This is a genomic window from Methylocystis sp. IM3 (assembly GCF_038070105.1).
Taxonomy (GTDB): Bacteria; Pseudomonadota; Alphaproteobacteria; order Rhizobiales; family Beijerinckiaceae; genus Methylocystis.
Map to the genome: position 1 here is coordinate 142,439 of NZ_JBBPBZ010000004.1, position 24,485 is coordinate 166,923.

Below are 24,485 nucleotides of genomic sequence, written 5' to 3' on the forward strand. Positions count from 1 at the left end.
GTTGAGAGAGAGGCTCTCGGTCGCCCGTCGCGGAGTTAAAGACCATGACCAAGTCGGTGCAAAAAATCCAGTTGAGCGCCTCGCGCGACATCCCCTTTAACAAGCTCGTGCTGTCCCAGTCCAATGTGCGGCGGATCAAGGCAGGCGTCTCGATCGAAGAGCTGGGGGAGGACATCGCCCGCCGTACCCTCCTGCAGAGCATCACCGTGCGGCCGGTGCTCGATGACCAGGGCGCCGAGACCGGCATGTTCGAAATCCCCGCGGGTGGGCGCCGCTACCGCGCGCTGGAGCTACTGGTGAAGCAGAAGCGTCTCGCCCGCGACGCCCTGATCCCTTGCGTCGTGCGGATAGAGGGAATTGCCGAGGAAGACAGCCTTGCGGAAAACGTCCAGCGCGCGCCACTGCATCCACTCGATCAGTTCCGCGCGTTCCTGACTCTGCGCGAGAAAGGGAGTAGCGAGGAGGAGATCGCCGCCGCTTTCTTTGTCAGCGTCGCCGTCGTCAAGCAGCGCCTGCGGCTGGCCTCCGTGTCGCCCAAGCTCCTCGACGTCTATGCCGAGGACGGCATGACCCTCGACCAGCTGATGGCCTTTACGGTCAATCCCGACCATGAGCGCCAGGAACAGGTCTGGGAAGCCATCCAGCGCTCCTATAACAAGGAAGCTTACCAGATTCGTCGGCTGCTCACTGAGGACTCTGTACGGGCCTCCGACAAACGGGCGCTGTATGTGGCCGAAGAATACATGGCTGCCGGCGGTCCCATCATGCACGACCTCTTCCAGAGCGACGACGGCGGCTGGCTTCAGGGCGTTCCGCTGCTCGAACGGCTGGTCGCGGAGAAGCTCGCGCGCGACGCCGAGCCTCTTCGGGCAGAGGGCTGGAAATGGGTCGAGACGGCGATCGACTTCCCTTACGGCCACACCTATGGGCTTCGCCATCTGCAGGGCGAACGCCAGCCTTTGACCGAGGAGGAAGCGGCGGCCCGCGAGGCGCTGCGGAACGAAGCCGAGAACTTGGAGGCGACCTATTCGGATTCGGAAGAGATCCCGGAGGAGGTCGACGCGCGTCTCGCCGAGATTGAGGCGGCCCTCGAAGCCTTCGAGGATCGCCCGGTTCTCTATGCCCCTGAGGAGATCGCCCGCGCTGGCGTCTTTGTCAGCATCAACGGCGAGGGGCGTCTTCGGGTCGAGCGCGGCTACGTGCGGCCGGAGGACGAGGCGCCGATCGAAGAGCCGGAGACCCCTGAGGTCGTGACCGAGGCGGGGGAAGCCTATGCGATGCGTTCGTCGCTGGGCTCCTCATTCGCGCCCGACGACGCCGAAACCGGGCAATCCGGAGCTGTTGCGGACGAGGAGGATGAGGGGATCAGGCCCCTGCCCGACAAATTGCTCACTGAGCTGACCGCCTATCGCACGCTGGCGCTGCGCGAGGCGGTGGGCAAAGATCCATCGATCGCGTTTCTTGCGGCCCTCCACGCCATGTGTCTGCGCCTTTTCTATCGCTACGCTGTGGACAGCTGCTTCGAGATCGAAGCCAAAAACGTCTCTTTCGGCGCGCAAGCTCCGGGGCTCTCCGACACGCCGCTTGCCGCGTTGGTCGACGCCCGCCATCTCGACTGGTCCCAGCAATTGCCGGCGGAGCCGCAGGACCTGTGGGACGTGCTGACGACCCTCGACGCCGATACGCGCCAGCGTCTGTTCGCGCATTGCGTCTCGTTGGCCCTGAACGCCGTGCACGAGCCCTGGAGCCGCCGGCCGCGGGCGATCGCCCATGCCGACCGTCTCGCCTCGACGCTCTCTCTCGACGTCGCCGCGACGGGCTGGACGCCGACCGTCGACAATTTCCTCGGCCGGGTCACCAAGGCGCGCATCGTCCAGGCAGTGCGCGAGGCGAAAGGCGCCGATGTCGCCCGACGGATCGAGACGCTCAAAAAGGGCGATATGGCGCGAGAGGCGGAAACGCTTCTGACTGGCGCGGGCTGGCTGCCCGAGCCGTTGCGCACGCCGGGTCGCGGGCCGCAACCTTCCTTGGATGCGACCTCTCCTTCCCTGTCGGAAGAATCGGCGCGGCTCGAAGAAGGCGCTGCGCCAGAAAGCGAACGGACATTCGACGAAATCGTCGGGCATGACGAGGATGCCGAGCTGGCGGCAGTCGACGGCCCTCAAAGCGTCGCCGCCGAGTAAACCTTCACGAGGTCGATTGCAGAGGGGCTCGCCAGCGATGGCGGGCCCTTTTTTCTTGGAGGACGCGCCGTGTCGAGTTCAATTGCGTCGGAATTGGCGCATCGCCTGGCGCAGGACGCTGAGGCGGTCTGCCGGCACTATCTGTCGAACGGCCGCCGCCATGGCCGTTACTGGATCGTTGGAGACGCCCGTAATGCGCCTGGCCGGAGCCTGTTCGTTCGACTGACAGGTCCGGAGAGCGGCAAGGGCGCCGCCGGAAATTGGACCGATGCGGCTTTGGGCGATTATGGCGACCTGCTTGACATCATCCGCCAAAGCGTCGGGTTGAATGATTTTTCCGAGGTTCTCGACGAAGCGCGGCGCTTCCTAAGCCTGCCCCGCGACGAACCACGGCCCCAGCAAGCATTCAATTGCACGGAGCGAAGGACAGGCTTGCCGGACTCAGCGCGCCGTCTATTCGCTATGTCGCGGCCGATCGCGGGCACGTTGGCGGAGCGCTATCTGCGTCATCGCGGGATTTCAGCGCGACCGGATCTCGAAAGTCTACGATTCCATCCACGCTGTTACTATCGACCGGAAAGCGGATCGGCCTCTGAGACTTGGCCCGCGATGATCGCGGCGGTTACTAACCTCGAGGGGCAGATCACCGGCGTGCATCGCACATGGCTCGACAGGTCGGGGCGTGGCAAAGCGCCGATCATTTCCCCACGACGCGCCATGGGGGAGCTGCTTGGCAATGGCGTCCGATTTGGCGCGACGCTCGATGTGATGGCGGCGGGCGAAGGGATCGAAACCGTGATGTCGGTTCGATGTCTACTGCCCCTCATGCCGATGATCGCGGCGCTTTCTTCCGCGCACCTCGCCGCGGTCCTGTTCCCGAAGGGACTGCGCCGCCTCTATGTCCTGCGCGACAAAGACTCCGCCGGCGAAAGGGCTTCGGCGAGCCTTATCGACCGCGCGACCGCCGAGGGGATCGAGGCGATCGTCCTCACCCCCGAACAGGGCGATTTCAACGACGATTTGCGCCGCATTGGCGCACAAGGGCTGCACGCGGCGCTCAGAGGTCGCCTCGCGCCTCAGGACGTTGACCGGTTCATGAGATTGTCACCGTGACGCCACCTCACGAAGGAGCCCGCGCCCTATCCCCTGCCCTCGCGCCTTGCGTCAATCGCTTTCTTTCCTTTTGTCGGAGCTTGCCGCGTCCCGGCCTTCTGAGAGGGCGACCCTTGCGTCGGGCGCGCCGGCTTGGGCAATGGCTGCGGCCGGCTATTTTCCGTCGCGCCCTGCGGGCGCTTTACATCGCGAGGCAAAATAGCCGGCACTTCGCCATCCTTCGCTACGCTGCGCCCGGTCGCTGCGCGCCCGGTGCCAGCCGGTCCCGCCCGACGCCTTCTGTCGCCACGAAGGCCGCGAGGGTCGCGGCCGATCCGACGAAGGAGAGCGCCAATGACGACCAATCACGACGACCAAGGCATCGGGACAATTCCTGCCGCTACCTCGACCGAGCGCGTTCTCGCCGAACTCCAACTCTACGGCTACCGCCCGTTCCAAGACGAGCCTGACCCCCGGCCGTTGCCAGACGCTTCAGCGATCACCGGCGCCGTCGCCGACATCTTCGACGCCCTCCTCGCGACGTTGACTGACACGCGCCTCGAGCCCGATCTCGAGGAACTGCTCTGGTCCACGGTCAACCTCTTCCACCGGGCGGTCCTTCGGGTTGAACGAGAACTCGATGACAACGAGCAGGCGCAGCGGCGCAGCCAAAAGGAACAGGACGGCTCGGAAATCCGCTCGGTGGAGCTCGAGCGCCTGATCTGCGTAGGGCAAACGCTGCTCGAACGCCGCGACAGTTTGGAGCTCTTCCGCGACCAGGCCGCCGACGCCTTCGAGTTGCACACCGGCTCCTCCTGGCGCCCCCGCTCGGGCTCCAAGGTCAACCATCGATCCTTGACGGCCGCGATGATCGACAGCCGCGATTTTCTCGCCGCCAAGCGCCGCGCCGACACCGAGCCTCTCCTTCCGGCCGGCCCACGGATCGCCTTCACTGGCGGAATCGACTTCAACGACCATCGCGCGATCTGGGATCGCCTCGACAAGGCTCTCGTCAAACATCCCGGCATGGTGCTGTTGCACGGCGGTTCGCCCAAGGGAGCTGAACTCATCGCGTCCTGCTGGGCGAATGCTCGCAAGGTCTCGCAGATCGCGTTCAAGCCGGACTGGACACGCCACGCCAAGGCGGCGCCGTTCAAGCGCAACGATCAGATCCTCGAAACGCTTCCCATCGGCGTCATCGTCTTTCCTGGCTCGGGCGTCTCCGCCAATCTTGCCGACAAGGCGCGCAAGCTCGGCATCCCGGTGTGGCAGTTTGAGGACGGCGGCGCATGAGCGCCGTCTATCGTTTCGTTGAGATCCCACGACAACATTTGCTCGAGTCATGCGACGCTCGATCGCGTCTTGGACATTGACGGATTCAAGCATGACCATGGCCCAGAGGCATGGAAAGCGCCTACCGAATGTTACGATGCTATGCTAAACTGTATGGTATAGCATGCAGCAGCGGACGCAAGCGCCATGACCTCTCGAAATCTCTTCATCATTTCCGGAAACGTCTCGCAAAATCCACGTCGATTCGGCGACAACGCCCCAAAGACCGTCCTCACGGTCGCAGTCGACGATATTTGGACGGATCGCGAAACAGGAGAGAGAAAGAAGCGAACGGATTTCCTGACCGCCTATACGTTTAACAAGAAAATTGGCGACTTTGTCTTGGCGCAGGTAAAGCCAGGATATCAGGTCACGATTGACGGCCGCATCCGATCAAACTCCTACGAGAAAGGCGGCGACCGGGTCTATTCGACCGACCTCGAAATCATTCGCATTGATGCGCACCCACCGCGAGCAGAAGCCGGCGGCGGCGTTCCCGAATGACCCGCCAAAGGGTGATTTCCTTGGTTGCAGTTGGCCTCGGGCTGAGCGTCGCCAGGGCTGAGGTCTACACGCCGCAGAGCGCGCTGCAATCGACGCCCATGCGTGTCGAAGTGATCGACGCGACGTCTTTTCGCGACATAGAGACCGGAGCAGAGTACCGGCTCTATGGCATCGAGTCCTGCCTGCCGACGCAGACCGCGAATTTGAATCGTCAATCCTGGCCTTGCGGCGCCGTTGCGATCGCCTGGCTCACGAACGCGACCCTCGCCAAATGGGTGTCCTGCAACGCGTTGCGGGAAACGGCCGGCCAGCTTCTATCCCGCTGCGCGTCGTCAGAGCATCAGGATCTCGCGGCCGACATGCTGAAAGAAGGTCTCGCGATTGTCTTGCCGATTGCCGAGGGCCAGGAGGTGCGCGCCTACAGCCAGCTGCAGGATCAGGCTCGCAAGCAATATAGGGGATTATGGTCCAGTCAGTTTATGATGCCCTGGGATTTGAGGGCGAAGCAGGCTGGAGGGTCGGCCTCAAGCCGCTGAGCAAGGACGGCCAGCGGCTTGATCTCGCGCTCTAAATAGGGTTAGGATCCTCTATCATACTATATGGTAGAGAGATGTCCGCGCGCGCTGCCCTTCTTATCGCTCCCTTGATCTTGGGCGGCCTCGCCGGCTGCGAGGCGCCAAGGGCTCAATATTCTTCTATGGCCGAGGCGCCGGCGCGCGATCGACTTCTCGCGCCCCGGGAGGTGGTTCCCGGCCGTCTCGCATACGCCGACGCGCCGGACGCTTTCGCGCCAGTTCTGGCAAGCCGTGTCGCCTATCCCACCCAGGCCCAGGCAAATTACGCTTTTCAACGCTCCTGGGCGTCGAGCGAGCAGTCCGGCGGCGCTCCTTTGGCCCTCATCGGTGGCGATCCCAAGAGCTCTGATCGCGGGCCCGTTCGCGTCCGGCTCTTCGCCTGTCGCTCGGGCGCCTTGGACGACATCACCGGACGAATTGTACCGCCTCGCGGACGTGTCGTGCACTGCGCGACGGATTTCCTCGACTCGAAGGATCGTCGATTGTTCCGTGAAACCGTGAACTTCTTTGATGAGCGCAGCGCATGGCGGATGGCGCAAACGGCGCCGCCCCAAGCCCAGGCGCCGTGGATTGCTCCCGAATCCTCGCCGAAGGATTATTTCTCTTGGGCGCCATGGGGACAGCGCACGACGCCCTACTGACCCGTTGCAGGGCGACTCTTCCTGGCCCAGCGACGCGATCGACGTCATTGGCGCTCGACGGGCGCGGAAGCTTTTCGGAGCCCGGATGGAGGAACCTCGACCGAAGGGGGCCGCGCATCAAGCGTTTGTGCTCGCAACGTTGAACTCCCGACACCGACATTGGTGGATCAGAAAATCGCATGTACGGCTGCGGAGGACCCAGACTTTTCTGCGGGGGGCCCGAAGGCGCAATGCGACGACGCTGAGGCCCGTTTCCTTATGTACCGTCACAGTGCGACCCGCGCCAGCATCCGTTCGGCTCGGCCGCACACCCATTCCGAGAAGTGCTTTCCCAGAATTTGCGCCGGCCTTGTCAGGATAGCTTCGAGCAGCAAAGCAAGAACCACGGTTAAACCTGCTGCAATGCTGAGAACCAGGATCGGTGGCGCCAGGTCGCCAAGCGCCTGATGGATCCCAGACATAACTGGGAGATGCACGAGATAGATCGAGAAAGATAGCTCGCCAAGTCTTTGGAGCACGCTTCCTCCCTGAGGCTCAGGTCTTTGTTCGATGGCCGAGGCGACGACAAGTCCGAATATGATCGCGACCATGGTGATCGACGATCCTGAGGCCAAAGCTCCAAACACGCGCGCGAGAATTGACGCAGCTACGAGCCAAAAAGCGGCGACGGCCTTGCTAAAGCGCGGCAAGGGCCATCGCCTTGCCAGGCCGAGCGACAGCAAGACGCCCACAGCGAAGCCGTCGAGGCGGAACGTCCACCAAAAGCCGCCCCAGGGGCGTTCGTTCACGGCCCCGGCGACGAGAGTCGTCATGCAGACCACGGCCGTCAGTTTAGGGCTCAGCGCGATCAGGAATGGCACCGACACATAGAATTGCATTTCGCTCGCGAGCGACCAGAAATGCGAGGTGGCCGTCGGTGCGCCACAGCCGGCCGCGCCATCAAAACAGGGAGCCCAATAGAGATTTGCGTAAAAGCCGGCGGCCGCTTTCAAATCGTCTGCTGTTTCGCCCAGCGAAATCCCGTACGCCTGAAAGAGTGCGATCAGGACGATCACCGCCCAGGCCGGCAGACTAATCCGAAGAATTCGTCGGCTCCAGAACGCAGTCGCGTCTCTCCAGAAGGCGCCATCTGCCTCCAAGTGCGAACGCCTCGCGCTTTCGGTGGCGGCAAATCCCGAAATGACAAAAAAGAAGTCGACGCCCACGCCGAACGCTGGAACGCTCAAGACGCGCGCTGCGGCTAGGTCGGGCCCAAAAACGAGACCAATGTGAGACGCGACGACCGCCAGGATCGCGAGGCCGCGCAGTTCATCGAGGGCGCGGATCCGCCCCGCAACGCGATCGAAATTTGGCCCCATGAGCGACTTGCCTTTGCGCCTTCACTATATAATATACCATAGTGCCTCAGCCGCCAAATCGTTCCGCCTTGAAACGCCGACGCGCTCTGCTGGCGGCGGCGCTTTGTTTCGCGGCGGCGACGGCCCAAGCGCAGGAGCTCACGCCCCATCCGGAAAATTGGCGGCCGATCGTTTATCGCGACCTGCAAATTCCGGGGCCCCAAGATCGGATTTATGCCGACCTATGGGCCGACGTCATCCAGAGCAACAATCGCCGCTATCTCGCCGCGGGAGATCGCCGATTTCTGCTCGGCAATGCGCCAGTGCGCGAGGCGCATGCGCTCGTGCGCGGCGGCGATAAGGTCGCGCTCCTGAGCATTCTCGATACGGCCACCCTTTGCGTCGCCGTGGCGAGAGATCCGAGCAGCGACCTTTCGGTAAAGATGTGCCCGATGCGGCTTGCTGTTTGGAATGGGAGCTCGACGACGCTCAGAGAGGCCAAAGGCTGTTATCTCGAACCAGGCGCTGGGGCGCGGAAAACCATGGCGAACTTGTCTTACGCCGCCTCATACACATCCTACGATGTTCTCACGAAATCGATCAGGCTTGGCGTCATCCTGGGGCGCCGTGTCGTCGAGCAGTGTTCGCAAAGCGTGCCGCTCTACCCCGATTGAGGCCTCTCACGATGCAACGGATCTACGCCGTTTCCTACGCAATCTACTACTGGTCGGAGTGGCTGTTTCTTCTGGCTTTCGCCAGCTTGTTCGTCATTCCGTTCACGTCGCTCGATGCGCGTTTTGCGGCCTGGTGCGTCGGGCTTGTGGTCGCGTTTGCAAGCCTTGCCGCGGGGGTCCTGTCGGAGGCGTTATGCCGAGCCCTGTTGCGCTGGCGCCGCGAGAGGCGAGGATTTGCAGAGGAGGAGGCGCGGCGCATCGAGTTTTTTGAAGAGGACAGGCGCGTTTCGCATGTCGCACAAGAGGCAAGCCGACTCGCGGCCGAGCGCCATCGGCAGAGCGTCGAGGCGTGGTGGATCAACAACCGCCGTGGCTGAGCGCGTGTCGACGACTGTCTCTCATTCCAGGAATTCAGCCTCTCTTCTCGGCGCGGCGCCAAGCGCCCTGCCCGGTGAGAGGCATCGCAGCCGCCGTCAAGGCTTTCGAAGAGTTCAGAATAGCCAACGTGTGGAATCGTCGAGCAACGCTTGCAATTCTTGGCGCGTCGCTTGGCTGAGCGCATTGCGTTCGCGTCGCGCGAAGACGGAGCACCAGAACAGGGCTTCGTCCGGTTTCTTTTCGTAAACGGCCTTTCCGATCAGCATGGCGATCAACGCCAATCGGTCGCATTCGTCTGGGCCGAAATGATCATTCAGAATATTGGCGGTCTCTTCGGCGGATCGCGTCTTCTCTGCGCTTTGTTCCAACATGGGAGAAGAAGCAATCATTTTTAGCCTCCATTTGCCGTCAACACCGGCCTAAGCGATTCATCACTGCAAGTCCCGAGAGAAGCGCCTCTGCGGGCGTCTGTGCTCCGGTAGCCAGAACAACCTGTCTCGTTGTGGTCTCCTCTCCTGTTGCCGACTTGGCGCAGCCTCTCCCAGCCGACAAAGCTTGGCGCCGGCGACATTCGTGCTCCGAAAGGCTCAGCTAGAGTCGCTTGGCTAAAGCAGCTGGCGCGACCGGAGCCATTTTCTGCGTTACTTTGTCGGAAGTTAGGCTCTCTTGCGCGACTTTGTCTTTCGTGTCGACTTTGCCTTCGACGCCGAAGCGGGCTTGTCGACGGCGGACGGTTTCGCCTCGGCGGGTCGTTCGGCGGGTTTCGACGCCGGCGGGGTGATTGCGAATTGATCTGCGGCAAATTTTGACCGCGTCTGGCGTCGCGCCTCTACGCTTTGCGTCAGCCGGTCGAGATCGATGTTCTGGCCGGCGAGCCAGGCGCGCATGACCTTCTCGTCAATGCCGAGCATGTCCCAAACCGTGAGGTCCAGAGCTTTGGCGGTCCGTTCGATCGTCCAAAACGTCGGATTGCCGATGCCCTTTTCCAAATTGTAGTAGGCGGCCATGGACATGCCGATCTTGTCGAGGAAGGTTTTGAGGTTGGGATATTCCTTGGCTTTCCGCTGCAAGATAATGGCGAACAAGGCGGTCGCGACAGAATCCCTGTCTTCGCCTTCTTGCTGTTTGGGCATCGCCATAACTGTTTTATCTCCTCTCCCCGAATGACGGACCATGACGCCTTGCGCCGAGCCCGAAACGAGCGACTCACATTACCGTCAGGCTTTCGCCTAAAATATATCATATTCTTTCCTGGCAGAAGATCATTGAGTTATCCTTTATGGCAAGGCAAAGCTTGGACCGCCCTTTGTCTTCTCCACCCGCCCTTTCCCGGTAAGGCCTCACAAGCTCACGGGGCGTTGTGGGAGTCGATCGAGGGCTCGCCTCGGAGGCTGTAAGCCTCTGAATTTTAGGGCTGAAGCTTCGGTCTGTCGAACAGGTTGCTCGCAGGGGCAAAGCCGTCAATGCTCGGGCGTGGCCTAGAACCGCTTCGCCTCCGATGCCGCCTATGCAAGCAGGGTGAGCGGCTGTCGATACTCTATTAAAGAGTATAGTATAAGAAACTTCGGTGCGTTATGCTCCGAGCCAGGCCGTTTGCGGACAAATTTTCAGGAGGCCGATCATGTCGCGACTTCTTCTCTGGCGAGAGGGGGCGTTAGCACCCATTCATTTTAGCGGGGTTCATCAGGGTAAATCTCGTGGCTATCTGAGCATTTGCGCGTCTTTATGCATCATATTGTCCGTGCCCTGGAACAGAGCGCTTGCCGACGATCGCGACCGTTTGGCGCCGGGGCTTTACGTCGCCGCGACGGTTGGATGCGACGGCCTTGGCGGCGGCGGCACGGTCGATTTCGACGGCAAGAATTTCTCGCCGCACTACCAGGCATGCCTCACCCAGGCGCTCTCCCAAAACGTGCGCTATCGTCAGACCTGCATTGAGGGACAAGGAGCAAACTATCCCACGACAGCGCAAATCCAGGGCAACCCGTCCAAGACGATGAAGGACGTGGCGATCGCGGTCCTGTCGCGAAACGCCTTCTCCATGAACGGCGTTCGATATGATTATTGCGGGGCGAGATGATGCGTCGGGCCGCTCTGCTTTTCGTGTCGCTCGCCTCGACACTTGCCTTCGCGAGCGACTGTCCCAACGGCGACAATCTTCTCAAAAACAACACGCCGCTCAGCCAGTTGTGTTCAAAGGGCTTCGGCCAGTTCAGCCCTGGCTCGTTACAGCAGGCGATCGGCAACCAGCCGAACAATGTCGCGATGATCACCGCAGCCGCTGAGCAGCAGGGCGTGCCCGTTGATCTCGCGCTGGCGGTTTCCTATCACGAGTCGGAGGGCTTCAACTCCTGCGCGGGATCCGACACCGGCGTCAAAGGTCCGATGCAGCTCACGCAACGAACTGGAAACAGCCTCGGCTACAACCGCGACATCAACGAACAGAACATCATGGGCGGCATGAAGCTGCTCAAACAATGCGACAACAAGTGCGGCGATACCGCCTTCTCCTGTCTCTCGGCGTGCTACAACGGCTCGCCGCGTCCGGGCGAGCAGGCCGGCTGGGCGAGAGGCGTGCAGAACGCCTACGGAAAGCTCCACAGCGATCCTTCGCTTTTGGCCTCCGCCACGAGCAACTGCTCTTCCTCAGGCTCGAATTCGAGCTGTCCCGACGCCGCCGGCGGCGTGGTGGCGACCTCGGCGACGCCGAGCGCCCCGACAACGCTCCCGAGCCTGGGCGCGCCGCCCGCGCTCGCCAGCAGCGACATTGTCGTGATGCCGACGCAAATCTGAGCGGCGCATTTGGCGGCGCGGGCGTCAATCCGCGCCGTTGCCCGAAGAGGCGCCGGGTTGGCACGCGTTGGCGTGTAAATGTCCTATTTTAGCAGATGTCTCACCGACATGGCTACGCGGATTCGCGGCCTTTGATATAGCCGCGTTCAATCGGGTTCGCCCGTCAGGCGGGGGGGATTTCGAATTTTCGCTGATTTTTTGTGGCAGCGCGCCCATCGACGCGCCTCTGCGCGCGACCATACTTCCCCGGTGGGGGAGCTGCCGGGTGGCCTTTCCGATTCTACTAAACTATAAACTGTAGTCCCAAGAATCGCATGGAGGGAAGCAGGCCCCAAAAAAGAAAAGCCCGGCGCGAAGGCCGGACCTCTCGAACAGCTCGCTAAAAGGGACGGCAATCCCTTCACAGCCAAACACCAACCGTGTTTGGAATTTTAGCGGGCTTTTCTCATTACGCAAGAGGTTTGCGCGTTTCGCGCCACGGAAATTCTTTGCCTGCTTTCCGCTTAACGCGCGGAGAGCAAAGGATGACTCTTGCCCAATCGAACGCGACGGGCCGCCGCCGCGATTCCGCGACGAGCTGGCGCGTTGGCAAGCTTTTTAACGCGCCGCTCTTCGCGGTCTCGCGCAGGGAGCTTTTAAAAGCCGTGCGCGACGCCGTGCGTGCGCTTGCGCTCGACCGCAGCGAACGTCAGCTGGTCGAGTGCCTCGCGGTTTGCTTTGGCGAGCAGCAGCTCGCGCATGGTCTGCTCTGTTGGCCGTCGAACGCGCAGATCGAGAAGAAGACCGGCATGAGCGAGCGCACGGTCCGTCGGACGATCGTCAAGCTTCGCGAGCGCGGTCTGATTTTGATGCGCGACAGCGCCAACGGGAAGCGCTTCCCGATCTCGAACGCCGAAGGCGAGGTCGTCGACGCGCGGGGCTTCGATCTGACGCCGCTGCACGCCCGCGCCGCGGAATTTGCGGAGCGTGCTCGCGCCCTCGATATTGAAGATCGAGTGCGCCGGCAGCTGCGCGACGACCTCACGGCCGCCCGCAACGCTTTGGTCGATCTGTGCGCCGAGGATCCGTCCGGCGTCCATGCGGAAATTCTGTCGAGCGCGAAGGTCGTGGCGCGGCCTTCGAAAGCCGCCGCGCCAGAGGAATACGCCGCGGCGATCGAAGCCTATGTTGCGTTGGCCGAGGAAGTTCGCGAAATCCGCTATCGGAGCGATCCTTCCACTCAAACGCCCGGCTCTGCCGGCCATGCTGGCCGTCACTCAGAGCAAAATTCCAAACCCTCTATCGAAGATTGCAACGCTCCTCGCCACGGCTCCCCGCCGCCATCCGACCCGCGCGACGATTCCAGCAATGAGGCTTTTCGAGAAAGGAGGGGCAATGACGTTCGGCGAAACGAATGGACGCCGGGGCCGGTCGACCGTGCGATCCCCAAGGATCTCGCCCTCTGGCTCGCCGCCTGCCCCGAGCTATCCGAGTGGGGAACAGTCACGACGATCGAGCGCGCGGCGACCCTGGGCGCTCAATTTATTCGGGCCTGCGGGCTCGCTCGGCACGCCTTTGATGCGGCGGGGACGCGTCTCGGCGTCATCAACGCTGGCCTACTTGGTCTCTTTGTCGTTCAGCGACATGCCGATGGGGAACAGCGCGGCGGCACGCCGATACGCTCTCCGGGAGGGCTGTTCGTCATGCTCGCCCGCGAGATCGAGCGTGGCCGCCATCCACTCGAGAAGGAATTGATCGCGATGCAGCGCCGGCGCGGGCGCAATTGGCGCTGACGCCTACGTGGCGGATGCTCCCGCCTAACGTGCGGCCTTCTCGGGGGAGCGCTCAGCCGTCTGTCCGCGTTCTGGGTCGTCTCTATGCAGGCGCCCGTGACGATCTCATCGAAGGCCGAACCCAGACCAAGGACCGCATTAGGCCTTTTGAGCCGTGCTAAGCGATGCCCCCGCGCGGTTGGGATCCTTGGCTGGATCGATCGGAGCTCACATTGATGCGAAGGTCGAAACACGAAGGCGAACCGTTCCATCAGCGTTCAGCCAATGTCGATCTTCGATCTTGGCCGCTTCAGGCGCCATCGATGCGGTCATATCGAAGGTCATCGCCGAGACGGCTCACGAGAACTGGCGACAACGTCGAACGCTTTCTCCCTAAAGCTCCAAGACGCCTCCCCTTTCGCTTAAGTCATTGACGCATACGTTCGGCGGGCCGTGGCGTCGGCCACTGGCGTCGAAAATTTTCCCCTTGCCGCCTGCAGCGGCAATTCCTCGCGCTCGGGCGCAAGCGCCCTTTCAAAATTTCCGTCGCCGGGCGTGGCGCGGCGCTTCGCTGGCCCCTCGCCTCTAGCTCGGGCTCTGCCAGGCCCTGTGCCGCCCGTCTGGCGCGACATAAGCGAAGGGGATGGCTCCTTCGCGGATAAAAGGAGAAAGACGATGTTCGACTTCGCCCGCTTCCACATCCTCGGCCGCGTCGGCAAGACCAAGACCTTCGAGAAAAACATCCGCGTGTCGATCGCCGCCAACGCCTCCTACAAGAAGGACGGCCAATGGGTGGACGAGACGGACTGGAACGAGATCGTGATTTTTGACAAGAACACGCGTCAATATGTGACCGAGAACGTCGAATCCGGCGATTACGTCCGCGTGCAGGGCCGCCTGCGCCAGAACAGCTTCAAGCGCGACGGCGAGACGGTCTATGTGGTCGAGCTCATCTGCGACGAGTTCAGCCGCGCCCCGAAAAAGAAGGCCGCTGAATCAGCGGCGGCCTAAACCGCAAGGGCCGCTCCTCTGGGGCGGCCCAATTCCGGCACGACGAAGCGCAACTCAATTCGTGCTTTCCGATTGCCTTCACAAATCCAGGAGCCATCTCACCGAGCGGCTGCGCCGGAATTCTACGAGGAATCTCCTCATAAAGACGCCAGCCGCCAGACCCAGCGTCGCCCAGACGGCGGCAGGCAGGCCGGCGACCCAACCCATGACGGAGAGCCCCCGTCCTGCGGCGTTCGCCGGCGCGCCGGGCGGCGCATCAAGCCACAGCGGCGGCGCGCAGGCGCGGACGCCTTGAACGGCATAGACGCCTTTACCGCCGTCACAGTTGTCGCGAAGGGTCTTCGTCAGATCGCCATTGGCCCGCATCAAGGCGAGCCAGCTGTCGGCGTCTGCGCGCGCGGTGAGGGTCTCTGTCCCATGACGGAGCTGCGCTTCCTCCGTGCGACCCGCGGCATATCCCAATCCGCCGCCCAGCGCGACCGCGAGACACAGCCCCACGATCTGGAAAAGGCGGGCCTGCCCTTCCTGCGGGCTGGACAACTCCCGCAGCGCATTCGTCGCCGCTTGCCGAACGTCGCCCTTGGTCTCCTCGACCATTCTCACGATCTCGGCCGCGACGTTTTCTCGCGCGGCCGCCACCGCTGCGTCGGTCAACGGCTTGACCGCTTCCTTCGCCGCGTCTTGAACCTTTTGTGGAAAGCCAGAGACTGCCGCCGGGATATCGACCGCAGCCTTCTCGAGGACCCCGGCGACGGCAAGAAAAACGACGGTTGGGTCATCCGGGGATAGCTGTAGATCGCCGATCCGCCGCCACATCGCCTCGCGGATCGTGGGGTCAAGGCCAAGAGCATCCGCGGCTTTCTGGAATCGGGATTTGGCGCCCTCATCCATCAGGCGCCAGAGACGCCGAGCAGCGGTAGGGCCGGGGCAATCATCCCCGCGAAGTCGCGTTGGAACTTGGCGACATGGGCTTGTTCGGTGATCGTTAGCAGACCAACGGCCTGCGCCTGCGAGAAGCGGATGTTTTCGGCGTCTAATTTGGCGAAAGTGCCGCTTTGCAGCGACGGAAACTCGATTTCGATCCCGCCTTCCTGCAGCAGGCGGCGCCGCGTGCCGCCGCCCTTGCTCTCGCCCTTGGCGTCGCGGAACCCGTACCAGAAGGGAAAGTCGCCGGGCGGCTTGCCGTGCTTCAGATTGACGACGGCGACATGGTCGACGCTCGCGCCCGTGAGATCGAGCCAGCGAGCGACGGACTGCGCGGAGCCGATGTCGGGCGAGATCACGTGGAACACCGTCAGCCGACAGCCATGCGTCCCGAAGGCGTCGAGCAAGCCAGAAAGCCCCTCGCCATCGTCGACGATCTTCGTTAAGTCGGCGAGCAGGCCGCCAGCGAGATCGTGGATGTAAAGCGGATCGTTGGAGGCGATCGAGTCGAGCAGAATGTTGCGCTCATTATCGCTGCGGCCATTGTAGAAGCCGATCCCGACCGCGGGGTCCTGGCTCTTGCACAAGGCCCCTTCAGCCTCGCGCGTCCCGAGCACGCGGATGGTTGCGCCGATCGAGCCATCGGCGTCGAAGGCTAGGACGCGCTCTCCCTGCGTTCGCAGCCAATCCACCAAAGCGCGGGTGAACACGGACTTGCCAACGCCGCCTTTTTCATTGGCGATCAACGCCACCCGCCGCTTGCCGTTCAACGCCATTCATGGCCTCCAGGGGTCACATTCTCCTAAACTATAAAGAAGAACTTTCTGAGCGCCTACCCCCTCCGAGGCCGAGGCGCGTCGCTTTTCCTCTTAGACGTCTTCGTTGAAGCGGTGACCGAGCACCTCTGCGGCCGTCTTTCCCGTTTGCTTCTGTGGCTTTGCGACCACCTGTGAAATCGGCGCCGCAGCAGTATGCGCATGCGATCGCGTCGGCGGCGCAACGGGCGCATCGACGCGTTGCGCCACGGGCGGCTCCGGCCTTGTCGCGTCCGTTTCGCGCCTGTCTTCGGCTTTTATCATCTGCACATTGTCGTGGACATCAGCGCTCTGTGCACTGGATGCGCGCTCGGCTTTGCTCTTTCCGCTTGATGCTTGCTGCGCCTTCGCGCGCCGGGCCTGCCGCACATATTGCCGAAATGTATGCAGACTCATCTGGATTCCATTTCGCGCGAATATCGCGACGATATCGCTGTCCGTATGCCCCCGTTCTCGGCAGGAAATGACATCGTCTATCGCGTCTTCGATCGCTTGTCTGAGGCTCTTTGCGCCAGGGGGTTTTACGGGCGCCTCGCGCAAATCGGCGAGGGCTTGCGCCCAGTTCGCTTCGGTGTGTTTCGCCGTCATGCGCGTGAATCCTCCATGACATTGTGCTCAGGCATCGGCGAGACATGTCGACTCACTGTCGCGATGCGTGCGCGATACGCTTGCCGATACATTTCGGGAACGCGCCCGAGCGCTCTGACAATATGCTAAAGTGTAAAGTGAGACAACGATCGCGAAGGAGGAGACGCGGCGGCCGGGACAAAAATGCGATAGTGTGCTGATAAGGAAGGGATTGATAGGCGGTTAGGGTCTTTTGTGGTTTGACAAGATACCGGTTTCTTGAGTATGGTATAAAATATACAAGAAGCAAAAGCGCCCGCCTTCCTTTCCCTGCCCCAGGATCGCCGTGCCCCGTCCGCACAAGCCCGACATCGCCAAGCATCGCGTCCAGGCGGACTTTTCGCCGGAGGATTTCGCGCGGCTCGAGCAAGCCTGCGCCATCTTCGGACTCGGGAAGTCCGACCTGCTGCGCCGGCTCGTGCGCGCGTCCATCGACGTCGGGCCCGCGCTCAGCGTCGAGAACGGCGAGGCGCTCGCAGCAACCACGCGGGAGCTGCGCGCCTGCGGGCGCAACATCGCGCAGATCGTCAAAGGCATTAATCTCGGCTATGCGCCGCAGCTAGCCGACGACAAGGAACTTTTCGTCGCCACCCACCGGGCGCTCTCCGAGATCAACGCGCTCGTGCACGAGATGACCGCCGCCTATGGCGCGCGGGTTCGGCGCGCCGCGGGCCTAAAGCCGCTTCCTGGGACGGAGGCGTCGTGAGCGAGGCTCGAGCGAACGTCCGCGCCTCCCTTGTGGCGGAAATGAACCGGCTGGCTCTGGCGGCGGGCGCATTTCGGCGTTCACGCGCGGCGCGGGAGAAGCGAGGACTCGAGGAGCAACCTGATAGGGTCGTAGGACTGAGGCCGTCGACGGCCTCCTCATCGGAGCATTCGCGGGTCTCGGCCCTGGAGCCAGCCCCGCGTGCCCTGGCCGCGGACCGCGTTCTGCGCGGAATGACCATCACAGGCGGGGAGGACGAAGAGAAGCGACGGCGGTTGCCGCAAGTCTCCGCCTCGGGCGGAAAGCCGCCGCGACGAAGCGCCGACGTCGCGTCTTCCCCGGCCGTCATCGGCCGGGGCGCGCCGCTGATGTCGCGCGCGAGAGCCTTGGCGCAAGGCTATCAACCGGCAGTCGTCAAGGTCGTCTCGTATGCGCATGGCGCGGCGCGAGCCTCGGCGACCGCGAATTATATCGATCGCGAAGACGCCCTTCTCGAAACCCAGGACGGCGTCGAGTTGAAGGGGCGCAGGGCGATCAACGCCGAGATCGCCGAATGGGCAAAGGATTTCGAGCCGCGTGAGGAAAGCCAGGACGTCGCCGGCGTGCGCTTTCAGATCATGGGCCTCAAGGACACGTCGGTCGATCGCCAGACCCTCGAAACGTCGCTCGCTGCCGCCTTCGTCGGACATCGTTATGCCTACCGGATCGAGGTTCTGAAGGACGGCGCCATCGAGGCACGAGCTGTCGTCGCCTTCGCCGGGACGCTTGCCGAGGGCGAGGCCGTTAGGCGTGAGCGTTTCTCTGTCGCCGAGCGCCAGGTCGGCGCGGCCGAGGGTTTTGAAGCCCGCGTCTTCGCGCCAAAATCCGACGCACGGATGAAGGCCCGCGTCGAGGCGGCGACCGGGATCGGCCAGCATCGGATCGCGCTTGAGCCCGGCGCGCCCGGAAATGGTCCGTCGAGCGTCGTCGATCGCCTGACGCGGCTCCAGGAGCGCGGCGCGGCGGTTTCGGATAGCGGGGCCCTCCTCGACGACCCGAGCGCAATTCAAGCCGAGTCGCGCGCCTGGCGGCGCGATCTGCGCTCGTTCAAGCCGCGCGACACGATGCACCTCATCGTCTCCGCCAAGGCCGGCGTCGACGTCAACGCCTTCAGAACTGCCGTGCGCGGCTTCGTCCACGAGCAGTTCGCCGAGCACAAATTCATGTTCGGCGTGCACACCGACAAGGCTGACGCTGGGCATGTCCACGCCCATGTGATCGTCGCTGTCCGCGACGCCGAGGGCGTGAAAATTCATCCAGGGCCGCAGGATTTTCGACATTGGCGCGAGACCTTCGCGGAGCACGCCCAGATGCAAGGGCTAAAGATCGTTGCGACCTCGGCCGCAGAACGCGCCTCGTCTCAGAGCTATGGCCCCAAGGACAAGGCGATTGTCGACGCTGCCGATCATCCTCGACCGGATCGAGAGGCGCGCGATCGCGCCTATGCGAGCGATCCGGCGAACAAGACGCTCATCGACAATGCGCGCAGGCGCATCGAGATCGCGCGCACCAATCCAATTCGTATGCCGGCCTCGGAGCGTCAGCTCGCCGTCGCGAACGACTGTGCCTCGACGTGGCGACAGCTGGCGCGGGAGGAACCGCAGAGCGCGACCGCAAGCGCTCTTGCCCAGCGGATGCAATTCTCTCAAGCCGCCGGGCACGCAATCGCCACGCTCGTCAATCAGGCTCTCATCACCCAGACCACGAGGAACAGCGCCATGCCGATCACCGCCGCGCAAATGGGATCCGACCTCAAGCTGCTGAACGAAGCCGTGGACAGGGTCGGCGCCGTGTTGCCAGCCGACACCAGAGCGGCATTTTTCGAGCAGTCGGGGCGCTATCTCGAAAGGCTTGCGGCGCGTGTCGATATGCAGCGAGAATTTGAGGGCAAATCCTCGCAAGCCGCGCTTGCTCCCGTCGTGGAGCAGGCCGCGGGAATCGCTCGCGTCGAACAACGCGAAGCGATCAGCGCGCAGAGGCTCGTGGAAAGCGCCGAAGCCGTCGAGCGGCGTGTCGAGGCGCGGGGGAACCCGACTCCTGCGGGCACGCGCGACATCGACACCTCTCGCGCCGTCGTCCGGGAAGCCGAGAGAACCGCCGCGGGTGAACAAGCCCGCGCGTATGCGGCGACCGAGGCGCAACGCGCGCTCGCGGCCAATGCCGTGGTGCCTCTCTCGGCTTCAATCGTTGTCGACGCGCGGCTTGAAGCGTTGCGCCGAGAACAAATGGAAAAGATTCGTCAAATTGCGGCGGAAACGGAAGCGGCCGGCAAGACATCAGACTTTGAGATCGAACAATGAGTAAGCGTTGACCGTGATTTGTTTGAGGGATCATCGACGTTTCAGATGCATCACGGCTTGATGATCTTCGGTGGCGACTTAAACGGATCCAGTATCGTAGCACCGCGGCCCAACATATGTCTCACGTTTCGGGTAACCAAGGTCAATCCATGCACTCCGGCGGTTGCGACTAGTCCGGCATCATCTACGTGTTTGTCGCTTTGAGCCAGAAGCTCGCCCCATAGGTCCGCGATCTCACGGGTGATCGGCAGGATTCGGTCTCCGAAAGCGTCCAAGATTTCTCGGACCCGCATCTCAATTTGATTGGCCACCCCGCGCTTGTTGGCCCTGAGCTTGATTATACCCTTGCGGACCTCGCGGACCGTGATTGCGCTGATTGCCAGGTCGGCGTCATCGACAGAGTCGAGCCAGGCGGCCACATTCGCATGTGGCTCGGTCCTGCCGATCTCGCGGAAAACGTTTGTGTCGAGCAGAAATTTCATTTCTCCTCGTCCAGGACCTCATCCAAAGCTTCAAGGCCAGCGCCCTTGATCGTGCGCTTTACTGTTTTCGACGGATAAGGCCGGCCCGCCTTCGGATGCGCGTCTGCGTAGGCACTCGCGGTGGCGACCGCCTCCGAAGTCAGAGAGGGATAGTCTTGGCAAATCTGTTCAGGCGTCATCCCTCCCGCTAGGAGGGCCGCTATGCGATAGACTTCGACATGCGTACCCTTAAGCACGGCTTCGCCGTCCTGACGGAATTCGATCTTCTCTGCCAGTTCCGCCAGCTCGCGTGCACGGCTGTGCACCTCGGCTTTGAGGTCGTCGATGGCAATGCTGAGCCGACCGAACCGAACTTCGTGTGCGCGCTCAACTGCCACGCCCTTGAGAGCGTGATAAAATTCGTTCCGTGCTTTAGGCGTGAGCTCGTCACGAAGTGTGCGCACGGCGAAGAGGTATAGGACGTCGGCCCACTCGATCGCGCGCACGGGGCCGCCGGCCTTGTTGACCAACTTCGCCTGGACGGGACCTTCATCCAGGGCCTTCTTGACCCTCTTCACGGGCTCGCGAAGCACGAATGCCACTTCCGCGGCGGTAAACGCGATGGCTTCAGACATGGTCATCTCCTAATCCGACCCCAATATTAGGGTTGGGTTGGACCTAATTCAAGTAAGCTAACTTTCCTTCCGAAGAGCCTTGACGCGTCGCGCGTGTAAGATTATCTTACCACATGTCGGATTTAGGAGGTGCCCTTGGATTCTGCCGCATTAAAAGAGACGCTGATCGCCGTCCTCGGCCAAATTCAGGCCGACAGCGGCCTCGAATGCCCGCCTCTCACAGGCGCCACCAAGCCCATCGAGAACCTGCCCAAGTTCGACAGCAAGGTCTGGCCTGTCGCGACCACGATTATCGCCACCGAGACTGGCGCGACCATCCCGAACGACGTGAACATCTTCGTCGACGAGACGACCAAGCTCCCGCGCTCCATCGACGAAATCGCCGCCTTCGTTTGTGAGCTGCTCAAGAAGCAGAGCGAGAAAGAAGCGGCAGCGGCATGACCGAACTCGATTCCGGCAAGCGTGCGCAGATCGCCGAGCGCCTGAAGGAGGCGCGCAAGCTCGCGGGCCTGTCGCAAGGCCATGTCGCCAAGATGCTCGGCCTGCATCGCCCCTCCGTCAGCGAGATGGAGGCCGGCAATCGTCGCGTCTCGGCCGACGAGCTCGCCCGGCTTGCTGAGATCTATGACGTCAGCGTCGCCTGGCTGCTCGGTGAGGCGCCAGAGACGCTCGACGCCCAGGACCCCCGGCTCGAGCTCGCCGCACGCGAACTCTCGAAACTCAAGCCTGACGACCTGGAACGCCTGCTCAAGCTTCTGGCCGCCATGCGCAGCGATTCCACCCCGAACGAAGGCGATCGCTGATGAGCATGATGCGCACCTTCAAGCCCAGCTTTGATCGCCGCGCCCTGGCGACCCAAGCCATGCAGGCCGCCGCAGCGACGCGGGCGAAGGCCAAGCTCGACCAAGCGGGCCCGATCTGCATCTACGGGCTTTGCGAGACACTGGGCGTCGCGGTGCGGTTTAACAACATTAATATGGAAGGGATGTATCAGCGGGGCCTCCCACCGCGCATCCATCTCTCCGCGCGACGGCCGCTGCCGCGCCGCGCCTACAATTGCGCGCACGAGCTCGGCCATCATGTTTTCGGCCATGGCTCTTCGATCGACGAACTGCGTGAGGACGCCAAGGCGCAGCCATGGGAAGACCCGAAGGAATTCCTGGCCGACACCTTCGCTGGCTTTATTCTCATGCCGATCATCGGCCTGCGCCGCGCCTTCTCGGTCCGAGGCTGGACCCCCGAAACGGCGACGTCGGCGCAGATCTTCACCATCGCCTGCGAGTTCGGCGTTGGTTACGCGACGCTTCTGACCCACCTCTCAGCAGGCGTGAACATGTTGTCGCGCGGTCGCGCCGCCGCTTTGCAACGCGTCACCCCAAAGGCGTTGCGCATCGACATCCTGGGCGCGCTGACGCCCGAACCGCTGATCGTCGTCGACCGCCATCGCACCGCGCCCACCTTGGATGCAGAGGTCAAAACGCTGCTCCTTCTGCCGCCCGGCACCGAGGTGACGGGCGGTGGGCTCGCGTTCGAACGCGACTTTGCAGCCGGACGCCTGTTCCGGGCGGTGAAGCCGGGAATATTCCAGGCGACCGCTCGCGACTGGGCCGTCTTCGTGCGCATCGCCCCGATCCAGAAAAGCGAGCCATACGGCTATGTCGGTCTCGCGCAATTCCGCCATCTGGAGGAGGACCCGGATGAGTAAGGCGAAGATGCTCGCGCCGCCGCCGCCCCTGGTGATCGACGACACCAATCTCTCGCGCGCTTGGGCGCGGCTGCTGTTGCAGGTTCTTGACGGTGCTGGCACCGAGGTCGCGCCATTGATCCTGAGCCTGAGCGGCTTCACCCAGAGCGGCGCACCTCTCGAAGACCCGGCGGTGCGCCAAGCCCTCGATCGGCTACTCATGCGCAAAGGGAGACTTGTGATAGACGACGTCGCGTTCACCATTTTCCCGCAGCGCCTCTGGGAAATGTCGCGCGGCGACCGGAAACGCTTCTTTACCCTCTATTGCGCCACATTCCCGCGTTGGCAGGCAATGAACCGTAAGGCCAATGGTCGCGGCCTCTATTTCGAGCGCCTAGCCATGTACGGTCGTGGCCCCTGCGACGGCAATCAACTGGAGTGGATCTTGTCTCAGTTCAATTCGCGAACAGGCGTGCGCCGCTCGATGCTGCAGGCAACCACCTTCGATCCGGGCCGCGACCATGTGGCCAGTGCGCAGCTCGGCTTTCCCTGCCTACAGCACGTGAGCTTCGAGCCGACCGCGGCCGGACTTGTCACCAACGCGTTCTATGCCACACAGCAGATCTTCGACAAGGCCTATGGCAACTATCTCGGCCTGGCACAGCTTGGCGCGTTCATGGCCCAAGAGATGGGTATGCCGCTTGCGCGCCTCAACGTTATGGTCGGGGTCGCCAAGCTTGAGCGGATCACCAAAAACGACGCTGATTTCGCGCCGCTGATCGTCGCCGCTCAGGCCCTCGTGACGCCGCCCGCTGTGCCGTCAGCGCGGCGCGCCACAGTCGCTATGGCCATCGGAGCAGCGCGTTGAGTTCGAGGTCTCCCAAAATCCCGTCGAAACGTCCGCGCGGCCGCCCCTTAAGAGACCGTCCAAGCGCAACCAGCGCATTACTGCCGATGGAGCTACCTGTCGCCGTTCGGCCCGCGGCGGCTTCGCCGGCGCCCGTGCCGATCGTGTTGCGACACCTCGCGCCGGCCAAGGTGTCGGAAGTCTATGAGAGTTATTGGCGCTTTGCCGCCGAACGGCAGGCGGTGTTCTTTCGCCGCGCGCGCGGTGAGAAGCGCCCCTGGACCAGCAATCCGGTGCTGGCGATCTTCAAATTCACCAACGCCTACCGGGCGTCCGACCGGGTCAGCCAATATCTCATCCGGCATGTCATTTATCACGAAGACCTGCCCAAGTCGCCGCGCGAAGTGTTCTTTCGCATCCTGCTGTTCAAGCTGTTCAACAAGATCGAGACCTGGGAGCTTCTCGAACGCGCGCTTGGCCCGATCACCTTCGAGGACTATCGCTTCGCTGCCTATGACGCGGTGCTCTCGCGCGCGATGCAGGCCGGCCATCGCATCTACTCGGCTGCATACATCATGCCGCCGGGCAGCCGCGCCTTCGGACGGCCGGCCAAGCACCAGAATCATCTGTTGCTGCTTGAACGGATGATGGCGGACCGGCTTGCCGAGCGGCTGGCCCAAACCCGAACGATGCAGGAGGGGTTCGAGAAGCTGCGCGCCTATCCGACGATCGGCGACTTCCTCGCTTATCAGTTCATCACCGACATCAATTACAGCGAACTCACCGATTTCAGCGAAATGGACTTTGTCGTGCCCGGCCCCGGGGCACGCGACGGCCTGCGTAAATGCTTCCTCGATCCGGGCGGCCTGAACGAGCCCGAGCTCATCCGGTTGATGGCCGACCTGCAGGAGCAGGAGTTCGAGCGACTGGGTCTCGATTTCCAATCGCTCTGGGGCCGGCGGCTCCAGCTGATCGACTGCCAGAACCTGTTCTGCGAAGTCGATAAATATGCGCGCGTGGCGCACCCGCAGATCGCAGGAATGACCGGCCGTGTCCGGATCAAGCAGAAGTTCGAGCCGACCCCCGAGCCGATCGAACTCTTCTATCCCCCCAAATGGAACCTCAACGACAAGATCAGCATAGACGCGCCGTAGTGCGCTTCAGTGGGTGAGGCCG

27 protein-coding genes are annotated in these 24,485 nt (G+C 62.7%); 19 read left to right on the forward strand and 8 right to left on the reverse strand.

The window, feature by feature from the left end:
- Positions 1-44 precede the first annotated feature (44 nt).
- The 6 genes from WOC76_RS20875 to WOC76_RS20900 all read left to right on the forward strand — a co-directional run bounded on the left by WOC76_RS20875 (position 45) and on the right by WOC76_RS20900 (position 6,327).
- The gene (locus WOC76_RS20875; RefSeq protein ID WP_341102140.1) at positions 45-2,183 is read left to right on the forward strand and encodes a ParB/RepB/Spo0J family partition protein; all 2,139 of its coding nucleotides are present in this window, start codon (positions 45-47) and stop codon (positions 2,181-2,183) included.
- Between the two features lie 69 nt (positions 2,184-2,252).
- Positions 2,253-3,296, forward strand: coding sequence for a DUF7146 domain-containing protein (locus WOC76_RS20880; protein ID WP_341102136.1), 1,044 nt, complete (start codon positions 2,253-2,255; stop codon positions 3,294-3,296).
- Between the two features lie 333 nt (positions 3,297-3,629).
- A complete protein-coding gene (locus tag WOC76_RS20885; protein WP_341102134.1) occupies positions 3,630-4,568 on the forward strand; it encodes a DUF2493 domain-containing protein in 939 nt (312 codons plus the stop codon).
- Positions 4,569-4,754: 186 nt separating this feature from the next.
- Positions 4,755-5,111, forward strand: coding sequence for a single-stranded DNA-binding protein (locus WOC76_RS20890; protein WP_341102132.1), 357 nt, complete (start codon positions 4,755-4,757; stop codon positions 5,109-5,111).
- Positions 5,108-5,647 carry a thermonuclease family protein gene (locus tag WOC76_RS20895; RefSeq protein WP_341102131.1) on the forward strand — a complete coding sequence of 180 codons (540 nt, stop codon included), beginning with the start codon at positions 5,108-5,110 and terminating at the stop codon, positions 5,645-5,647. Before WOC76_RS20890 ends, WOC76_RS20895 begins: the two co-directional genes overlap by 4 nt.
- 434 nt (positions 5,648-6,081) lie before the next feature.
- The gene (locus tag WOC76_RS20900; protein WP_341102129.1) at positions 6,082-6,327 is read left to right on the forward strand and encodes a hypothetical protein; all 246 of its coding nucleotides are present in this window, start codon (positions 6,082-6,084) and stop codon (positions 6,325-6,327) included.
- Between the two features lie 266 nt (positions 6,328-6,593).
- On the opposite strand, the gene WOC76_RS20905 is transcribed toward WOC76_RS20900, so the two are convergent.
- Complete coding sequence (locus WOC76_RS20905; protein ID WP_341102127.1) at positions 6,594-7,685, reverse strand: acyltransferase family protein; 1,092 nt, start codon at positions 7,683-7,685, stop codon at positions 6,594-6,596.
- A 68-nt stretch (positions 7,686-7,753) separates the two neighbouring features.
- Between WOC76_RS20905 and WOC76_RS20910 the strand changes: the two genes are divergently transcribed.
- Together WOC76_RS20910 and WOC76_RS20915 are read left to right on the forward strand one after the other, a co-directional pair.
- Complete coding sequence (locus tag WOC76_RS20910) at positions 7,754-8,338, forward strand: hypothetical protein (RefSeq protein WP_341102125.1); 585 nt, start codon at positions 7,754-7,756, stop codon at positions 8,336-8,338.
- A gap of 11 nt (positions 8,339-8,349) precedes the next feature.
- Positions 8,350-8,715, forward strand: coding sequence for a hypothetical protein (locus tag WOC76_RS20915; protein ID WP_341102124.1), 366 nt, complete (start codon positions 8,350-8,352; stop codon positions 8,713-8,715).
- A gap of 114 nt (positions 8,716-8,829) precedes the next feature.
- Here the strand turns inward: WOC76_RS20915 and WOC76_RS20920 are convergent, their stop codons facing one another.
- Complete coding sequence (locus WOC76_RS20920; RefSeq protein ID WP_341102120.1) at positions 8,830-8,997, reverse strand: hypothetical protein; 168 nt, start codon at positions 8,995-8,997, stop codon at positions 8,830-8,832.
- 375 nt (positions 8,998-9,372) lie between these two features.
- Positions 9,373-9,855, reverse strand: coding sequence for a helix-turn-helix transcriptional regulator (locus WOC76_RS20925; RefSeq protein ID WP_341102117.1), 483 nt, complete (start codon positions 9,853-9,855; stop codon positions 9,373-9,375).
- 602 nt (positions 9,856-10,457) lie between these two features.
- Between WOC76_RS20925 and WOC76_RS20930 the strand changes: the two genes are divergently transcribed.
- The 4 genes from WOC76_RS20930 to WOC76_RS20945 all read left to right on the forward strand — a co-directional run bounded on the left by WOC76_RS20930 (position 10,458) and on the right by WOC76_RS20945 (position 14,271).
- A complete protein-coding gene (locus WOC76_RS20930; protein ID WP_341102114.1) occupies positions 10,458-10,796 on the forward strand; it encodes a hypothetical protein in 339 nt (112 codons plus the stop codon).
- Positions 10,796-11,509 (forward strand): transglycosylase SLT domain-containing protein, encoded by a 714-nt coding sequence (locus WOC76_RS20935; protein ID WP_341102110.1) that lies wholly within the window; start codon positions 10,796-10,798, stop codon positions 11,507-11,509. Before WOC76_RS20930 ends, WOC76_RS20935 begins: the two co-directional genes overlap by 1 nt.
- A 524-nt stretch (positions 11,510-12,033) precedes the next feature.
- Positions 12,034-13,281, forward strand: a complete 1,248-nt coding sequence (gene repC / locus WOC76_RS20940) for a plasmid replication protein RepC (protein ID WP_341102107.1) — start codon at positions 12,034-12,036, stop codon at positions 13,279-13,281.
- 654 nt (positions 13,282-13,935) lie between these two features.
- Positions 13,936-14,271: a single-stranded DNA-binding protein gene (locus WOC76_RS20945; RefSeq protein WP_341102105.1), complete on the forward strand. Its 336-nt coding sequence runs from the start codon at positions 13,936-13,938 to the stop codon at positions 14,269-14,271.
- A 78-nt stretch (positions 14,272-14,349) separates the two neighbouring features.
- Here WOC76_RS20945 and WOC76_RS20950 read toward each other — a convergent pair whose 3' ends face one another.
- From WOC76_RS20950 to WOC76_RS20960, 3 genes are all read right to left on the reverse strand, one after another.
- Complete coding sequence (locus WOC76_RS20950; RefSeq protein ID WP_341102103.1) at positions 14,350-15,162, reverse strand: hypothetical protein; 813 nt, start codon at positions 15,160-15,162, stop codon at positions 14,350-14,352.
- Positions 15,162-15,971: a nucleotide-binding protein gene (locus WOC76_RS20955; RefSeq protein ID WP_341102101.1), complete on the reverse strand. Its 810-nt coding sequence runs from the start codon at positions 15,969-15,971 to the stop codon at positions 15,162-15,164. Before WOC76_RS20955 ends, WOC76_RS20950 begins: the two co-directional genes overlap by 1 nt.
- Positions 15,972-16,064: 93 nt before the next feature.
- Positions 16,065-16,598, reverse strand: coding sequence for a hypothetical protein (locus WOC76_RS20960; protein ID WP_341102100.1), 534 nt, complete (start codon positions 16,596-16,598; stop codon positions 16,065-16,067).
- 325 nt (positions 16,599-16,923) lie between these two features.
- Here WOC76_RS20960 and WOC76_RS20965 point away from each other — a divergent pair, with 325 nt between their 5' ends.
- Together WOC76_RS20965 and WOC76_RS20970 are read left to right on the forward strand one after the other, a co-directional pair.
- The gene (locus WOC76_RS20965; RefSeq protein WP_341102098.1) at positions 16,924-17,343 is read left to right on the forward strand and encodes a hypothetical protein; all 420 of its coding nucleotides are present in this window, start codon (positions 16,924-16,926) and stop codon (positions 17,341-17,343) included.
- A gap of 233 nt (positions 17,344-17,576) precedes the next feature.
- Positions 17,577-19,682 (forward strand): relaxase/mobilization nuclease domain-containing protein, encoded by a 2,106-nt coding sequence (locus tag WOC76_RS20970; RefSeq protein ID WP_341102095.1) that lies wholly within the window; start codon positions 17,577-17,579, stop codon positions 19,680-19,682.
- Between the two features lie 50 nt (positions 19,683-19,732).
- Here WOC76_RS20970 and WOC76_RS20975 read toward each other — a convergent pair whose 3' ends face one another.
- Positions 19,733-20,164 (reverse strand): type II toxin-antitoxin system VapC family toxin, encoded by a 432-nt coding sequence (locus WOC76_RS20975; RefSeq protein ID WP_341102093.1) that lies wholly within the window; start codon positions 20,162-20,164, stop codon positions 19,733-19,735.
- A complete protein-coding gene (locus WOC76_RS20980; protein ID WP_341387464.1) occupies positions 20,161-20,778 on the reverse strand; it encodes a DUF433 domain-containing protein in 618 nt (205 codons plus the stop codon). Before WOC76_RS20980 ends, WOC76_RS20975 begins: the two co-directional genes overlap by 4 nt.
- A 129-nt stretch (positions 20,779-20,907) precedes the next feature.
- Between WOC76_RS20980 and WOC76_RS20985 the strand changes: the two genes are divergently transcribed.
- The 5 genes from WOC76_RS20985 to WOC76_RS21005 all read left to right on the forward strand — a co-directional run bounded on the left by WOC76_RS20985 (position 20,908) and on the right by WOC76_RS21005 (position 24,463).
- Positions 20,908-21,219, forward strand: coding sequence for a hypothetical protein (locus WOC76_RS20985; RefSeq protein WP_341387465.1), 312 nt, complete (start codon positions 20,908-20,910; stop codon positions 21,217-21,219).
- Positions 21,216-21,581 (forward strand): helix-turn-helix domain-containing protein, encoded by a 366-nt coding sequence (locus tag WOC76_RS20990; RefSeq protein ID WP_341102086.1) that lies wholly within the window; start codon positions 21,216-21,218, stop codon positions 21,579-21,581. The genes WOC76_RS20985 and WOC76_RS20990 overlap by 4 nt, the downstream gene beginning before the upstream one ends.
- Positions 21,581-22,483 (forward strand): ImmA/IrrE family metallo-endopeptidase, encoded by a 903-nt coding sequence (locus tag WOC76_RS20995; protein WP_341102085.1) that lies wholly within the window; start codon positions 21,581-21,583, stop codon positions 22,481-22,483. Before WOC76_RS20990 ends, WOC76_RS20995 begins: the two co-directional genes overlap by 1 nt.
- Entirely contained in the window at positions 22,476-23,330 is an 855-nt protein-coding gene (locus tag WOC76_RS21000; RefSeq protein WP_341102083.1) for a thymidylate synthase, read from the forward strand. Before WOC76_RS20995 ends, WOC76_RS21000 begins: the two co-directional genes overlap by 8 nt.
- A gap of 86 nt (positions 23,331-23,416) precedes the next feature.
- Complete coding sequence (locus WOC76_RS21005; protein WP_341102081.1) at positions 23,417-24,463, forward strand: nucleotide kinase domain-containing protein; 1,047 nt, start codon at positions 23,417-23,419, stop codon at positions 24,461-24,463.
- Positions 24,464-24,485: the final 22 nt, after the last annotated feature.

What these genes read in the sequence shown, in the direction of transcription:
- WOC76_RS20875 (WP_341102140.1), top strand. Translation starts at nt 45, where the DNA reads ATGACCAAGTCGGTGCAAAAAATCCAGTTGAGCGCCTCGCGCGACATC.
- WOC76_RS20885 (WP_341102134.1), top strand. Translation starts at nt 3,630, where the DNA reads ATGACGACCAATCACGACGACCAAGGCATCGGGACAATTCCTGCCGCT.
- WOC76_RS20890 (WP_341102132.1), top strand. Translation starts at nt 4,755, where the DNA reads ATGACCTCTCGAAATCTCTTCATCATTTCCGGAAACGTCTCGCAAAAT.
- WOC76_RS20895 (WP_341102131.1), top strand. Translation starts at nt 5,108, where the DNA reads ATGACCCGCCAAAGGGTGATTTCCTTGGTTGCAGTTGGCCTCGGGCTG.
- WOC76_RS20905 (WP_341102127.1), bottom strand. Translation starts at nt 7,685, where the DNA reads ATGGGGCCAAATTTCGATCGCGTTGCGGGGCGGATCCGCGCCCTCGAT.
- WOC76_RS20915 (WP_341102124.1), top strand. Translation starts at nt 8,350, where the DNA reads ATGCAACGGATCTACGCCGTTTCCTACGCAATCTACTACTGGTCGGAG.
- WOC76_RS20925 (WP_341102117.1), bottom strand. Translation starts at nt 9,855, where the DNA reads ATGGCGATGCCCAAACAGCAAGAAGGCGAAGACAGGGATTCTGTCGCG.
- WOC76_RS20935 (WP_341102110.1), top strand. Translation starts at nt 10,796, where the DNA reads ATGCGTCGGGCCGCTCTGCTTTTCGTGTCGCTCGCCTCGACACTTGCC.
- repC (WP_341102107.1), top strand. Translation starts at nt 12,034, where the DNA reads ATGACTCTTGCCCAATCGAACGCGACGGGCCGCCGCCGCGATTCCGCG.
- WOC76_RS20945 (WP_341102105.1), top strand. Translation starts at nt 13,936, where the DNA reads ATGTTCGACTTCGCCCGCTTCCACATCCTCGGCCGCGTCGGCAAGACC.
- WOC76_RS20950 (WP_341102103.1), bottom strand. Translation starts at nt 15,162, where the DNA reads ATGGATGAGGGCGCCAAATCCCGATTCCAGAAAGCCGCGGATGCTCTT.
- WOC76_RS20955 (WP_341102101.1), bottom strand. Translation starts at nt 15,971, where the DNA reads ATGGCGTTGAACGGCAAGCGGCGGGTGGCGTTGATCGCCAATGAAAAA.
- WOC76_RS20960 (WP_341102100.1), bottom strand. Translation starts at nt 16,598, where the DNA reads ATGACGGCGAAACACACCGAAGCGAACTGGGCGCAAGCCCTCGCCGAT.
- WOC76_RS20970 (WP_341102095.1), top strand. Translation starts at nt 17,577, where the DNA reads ATGACCATCACAGGCGGGGAGGACGAAGAGAAGCGACGGCGGTTGCCG.
- WOC76_RS20975 (WP_341102093.1), bottom strand. Translation starts at nt 20,164, where the DNA reads ATGAAATTTCTGCTCGACACAAACGTTTTCCGCGAGATCGGCAGGACC.
- WOC76_RS20980 (WP_341387464.1), bottom strand. Translation starts at nt 20,778, where the DNA reads ATGTCTGAAGCCATCGCGTTTACCGCCGCGGAAGTGGCATTCGTGCTT.
- WOC76_RS20990 (WP_341102086.1), top strand. Translation starts at nt 21,216, where the DNA reads ATGACCGAACTCGATTCCGGCAAGCGTGCGCAGATCGCCGAGCGCCTG.
- WOC76_RS20995 (WP_341102085.1), top strand. Translation starts at nt 21,581, where the DNA reads ATGAGCATGATGCGCACCTTCAAGCCCAGCTTTGATCGCCGCGCCCTG.
- WOC76_RS21000 (WP_341102083.1), top strand. Translation starts at nt 22,476, where the DNA reads ATGAGTAAGGCGAAGATGCTCGCGCCGCCGCCGCCCCTGGTGATCGAC.
- WOC76_RS21005 (WP_341102081.1), top strand. Translation starts at nt 23,417, where the DNA reads ATGGAGCTACCTGTCGCCGTTCGGCCCGCGGCGGCTTCGCCGGCGCCC.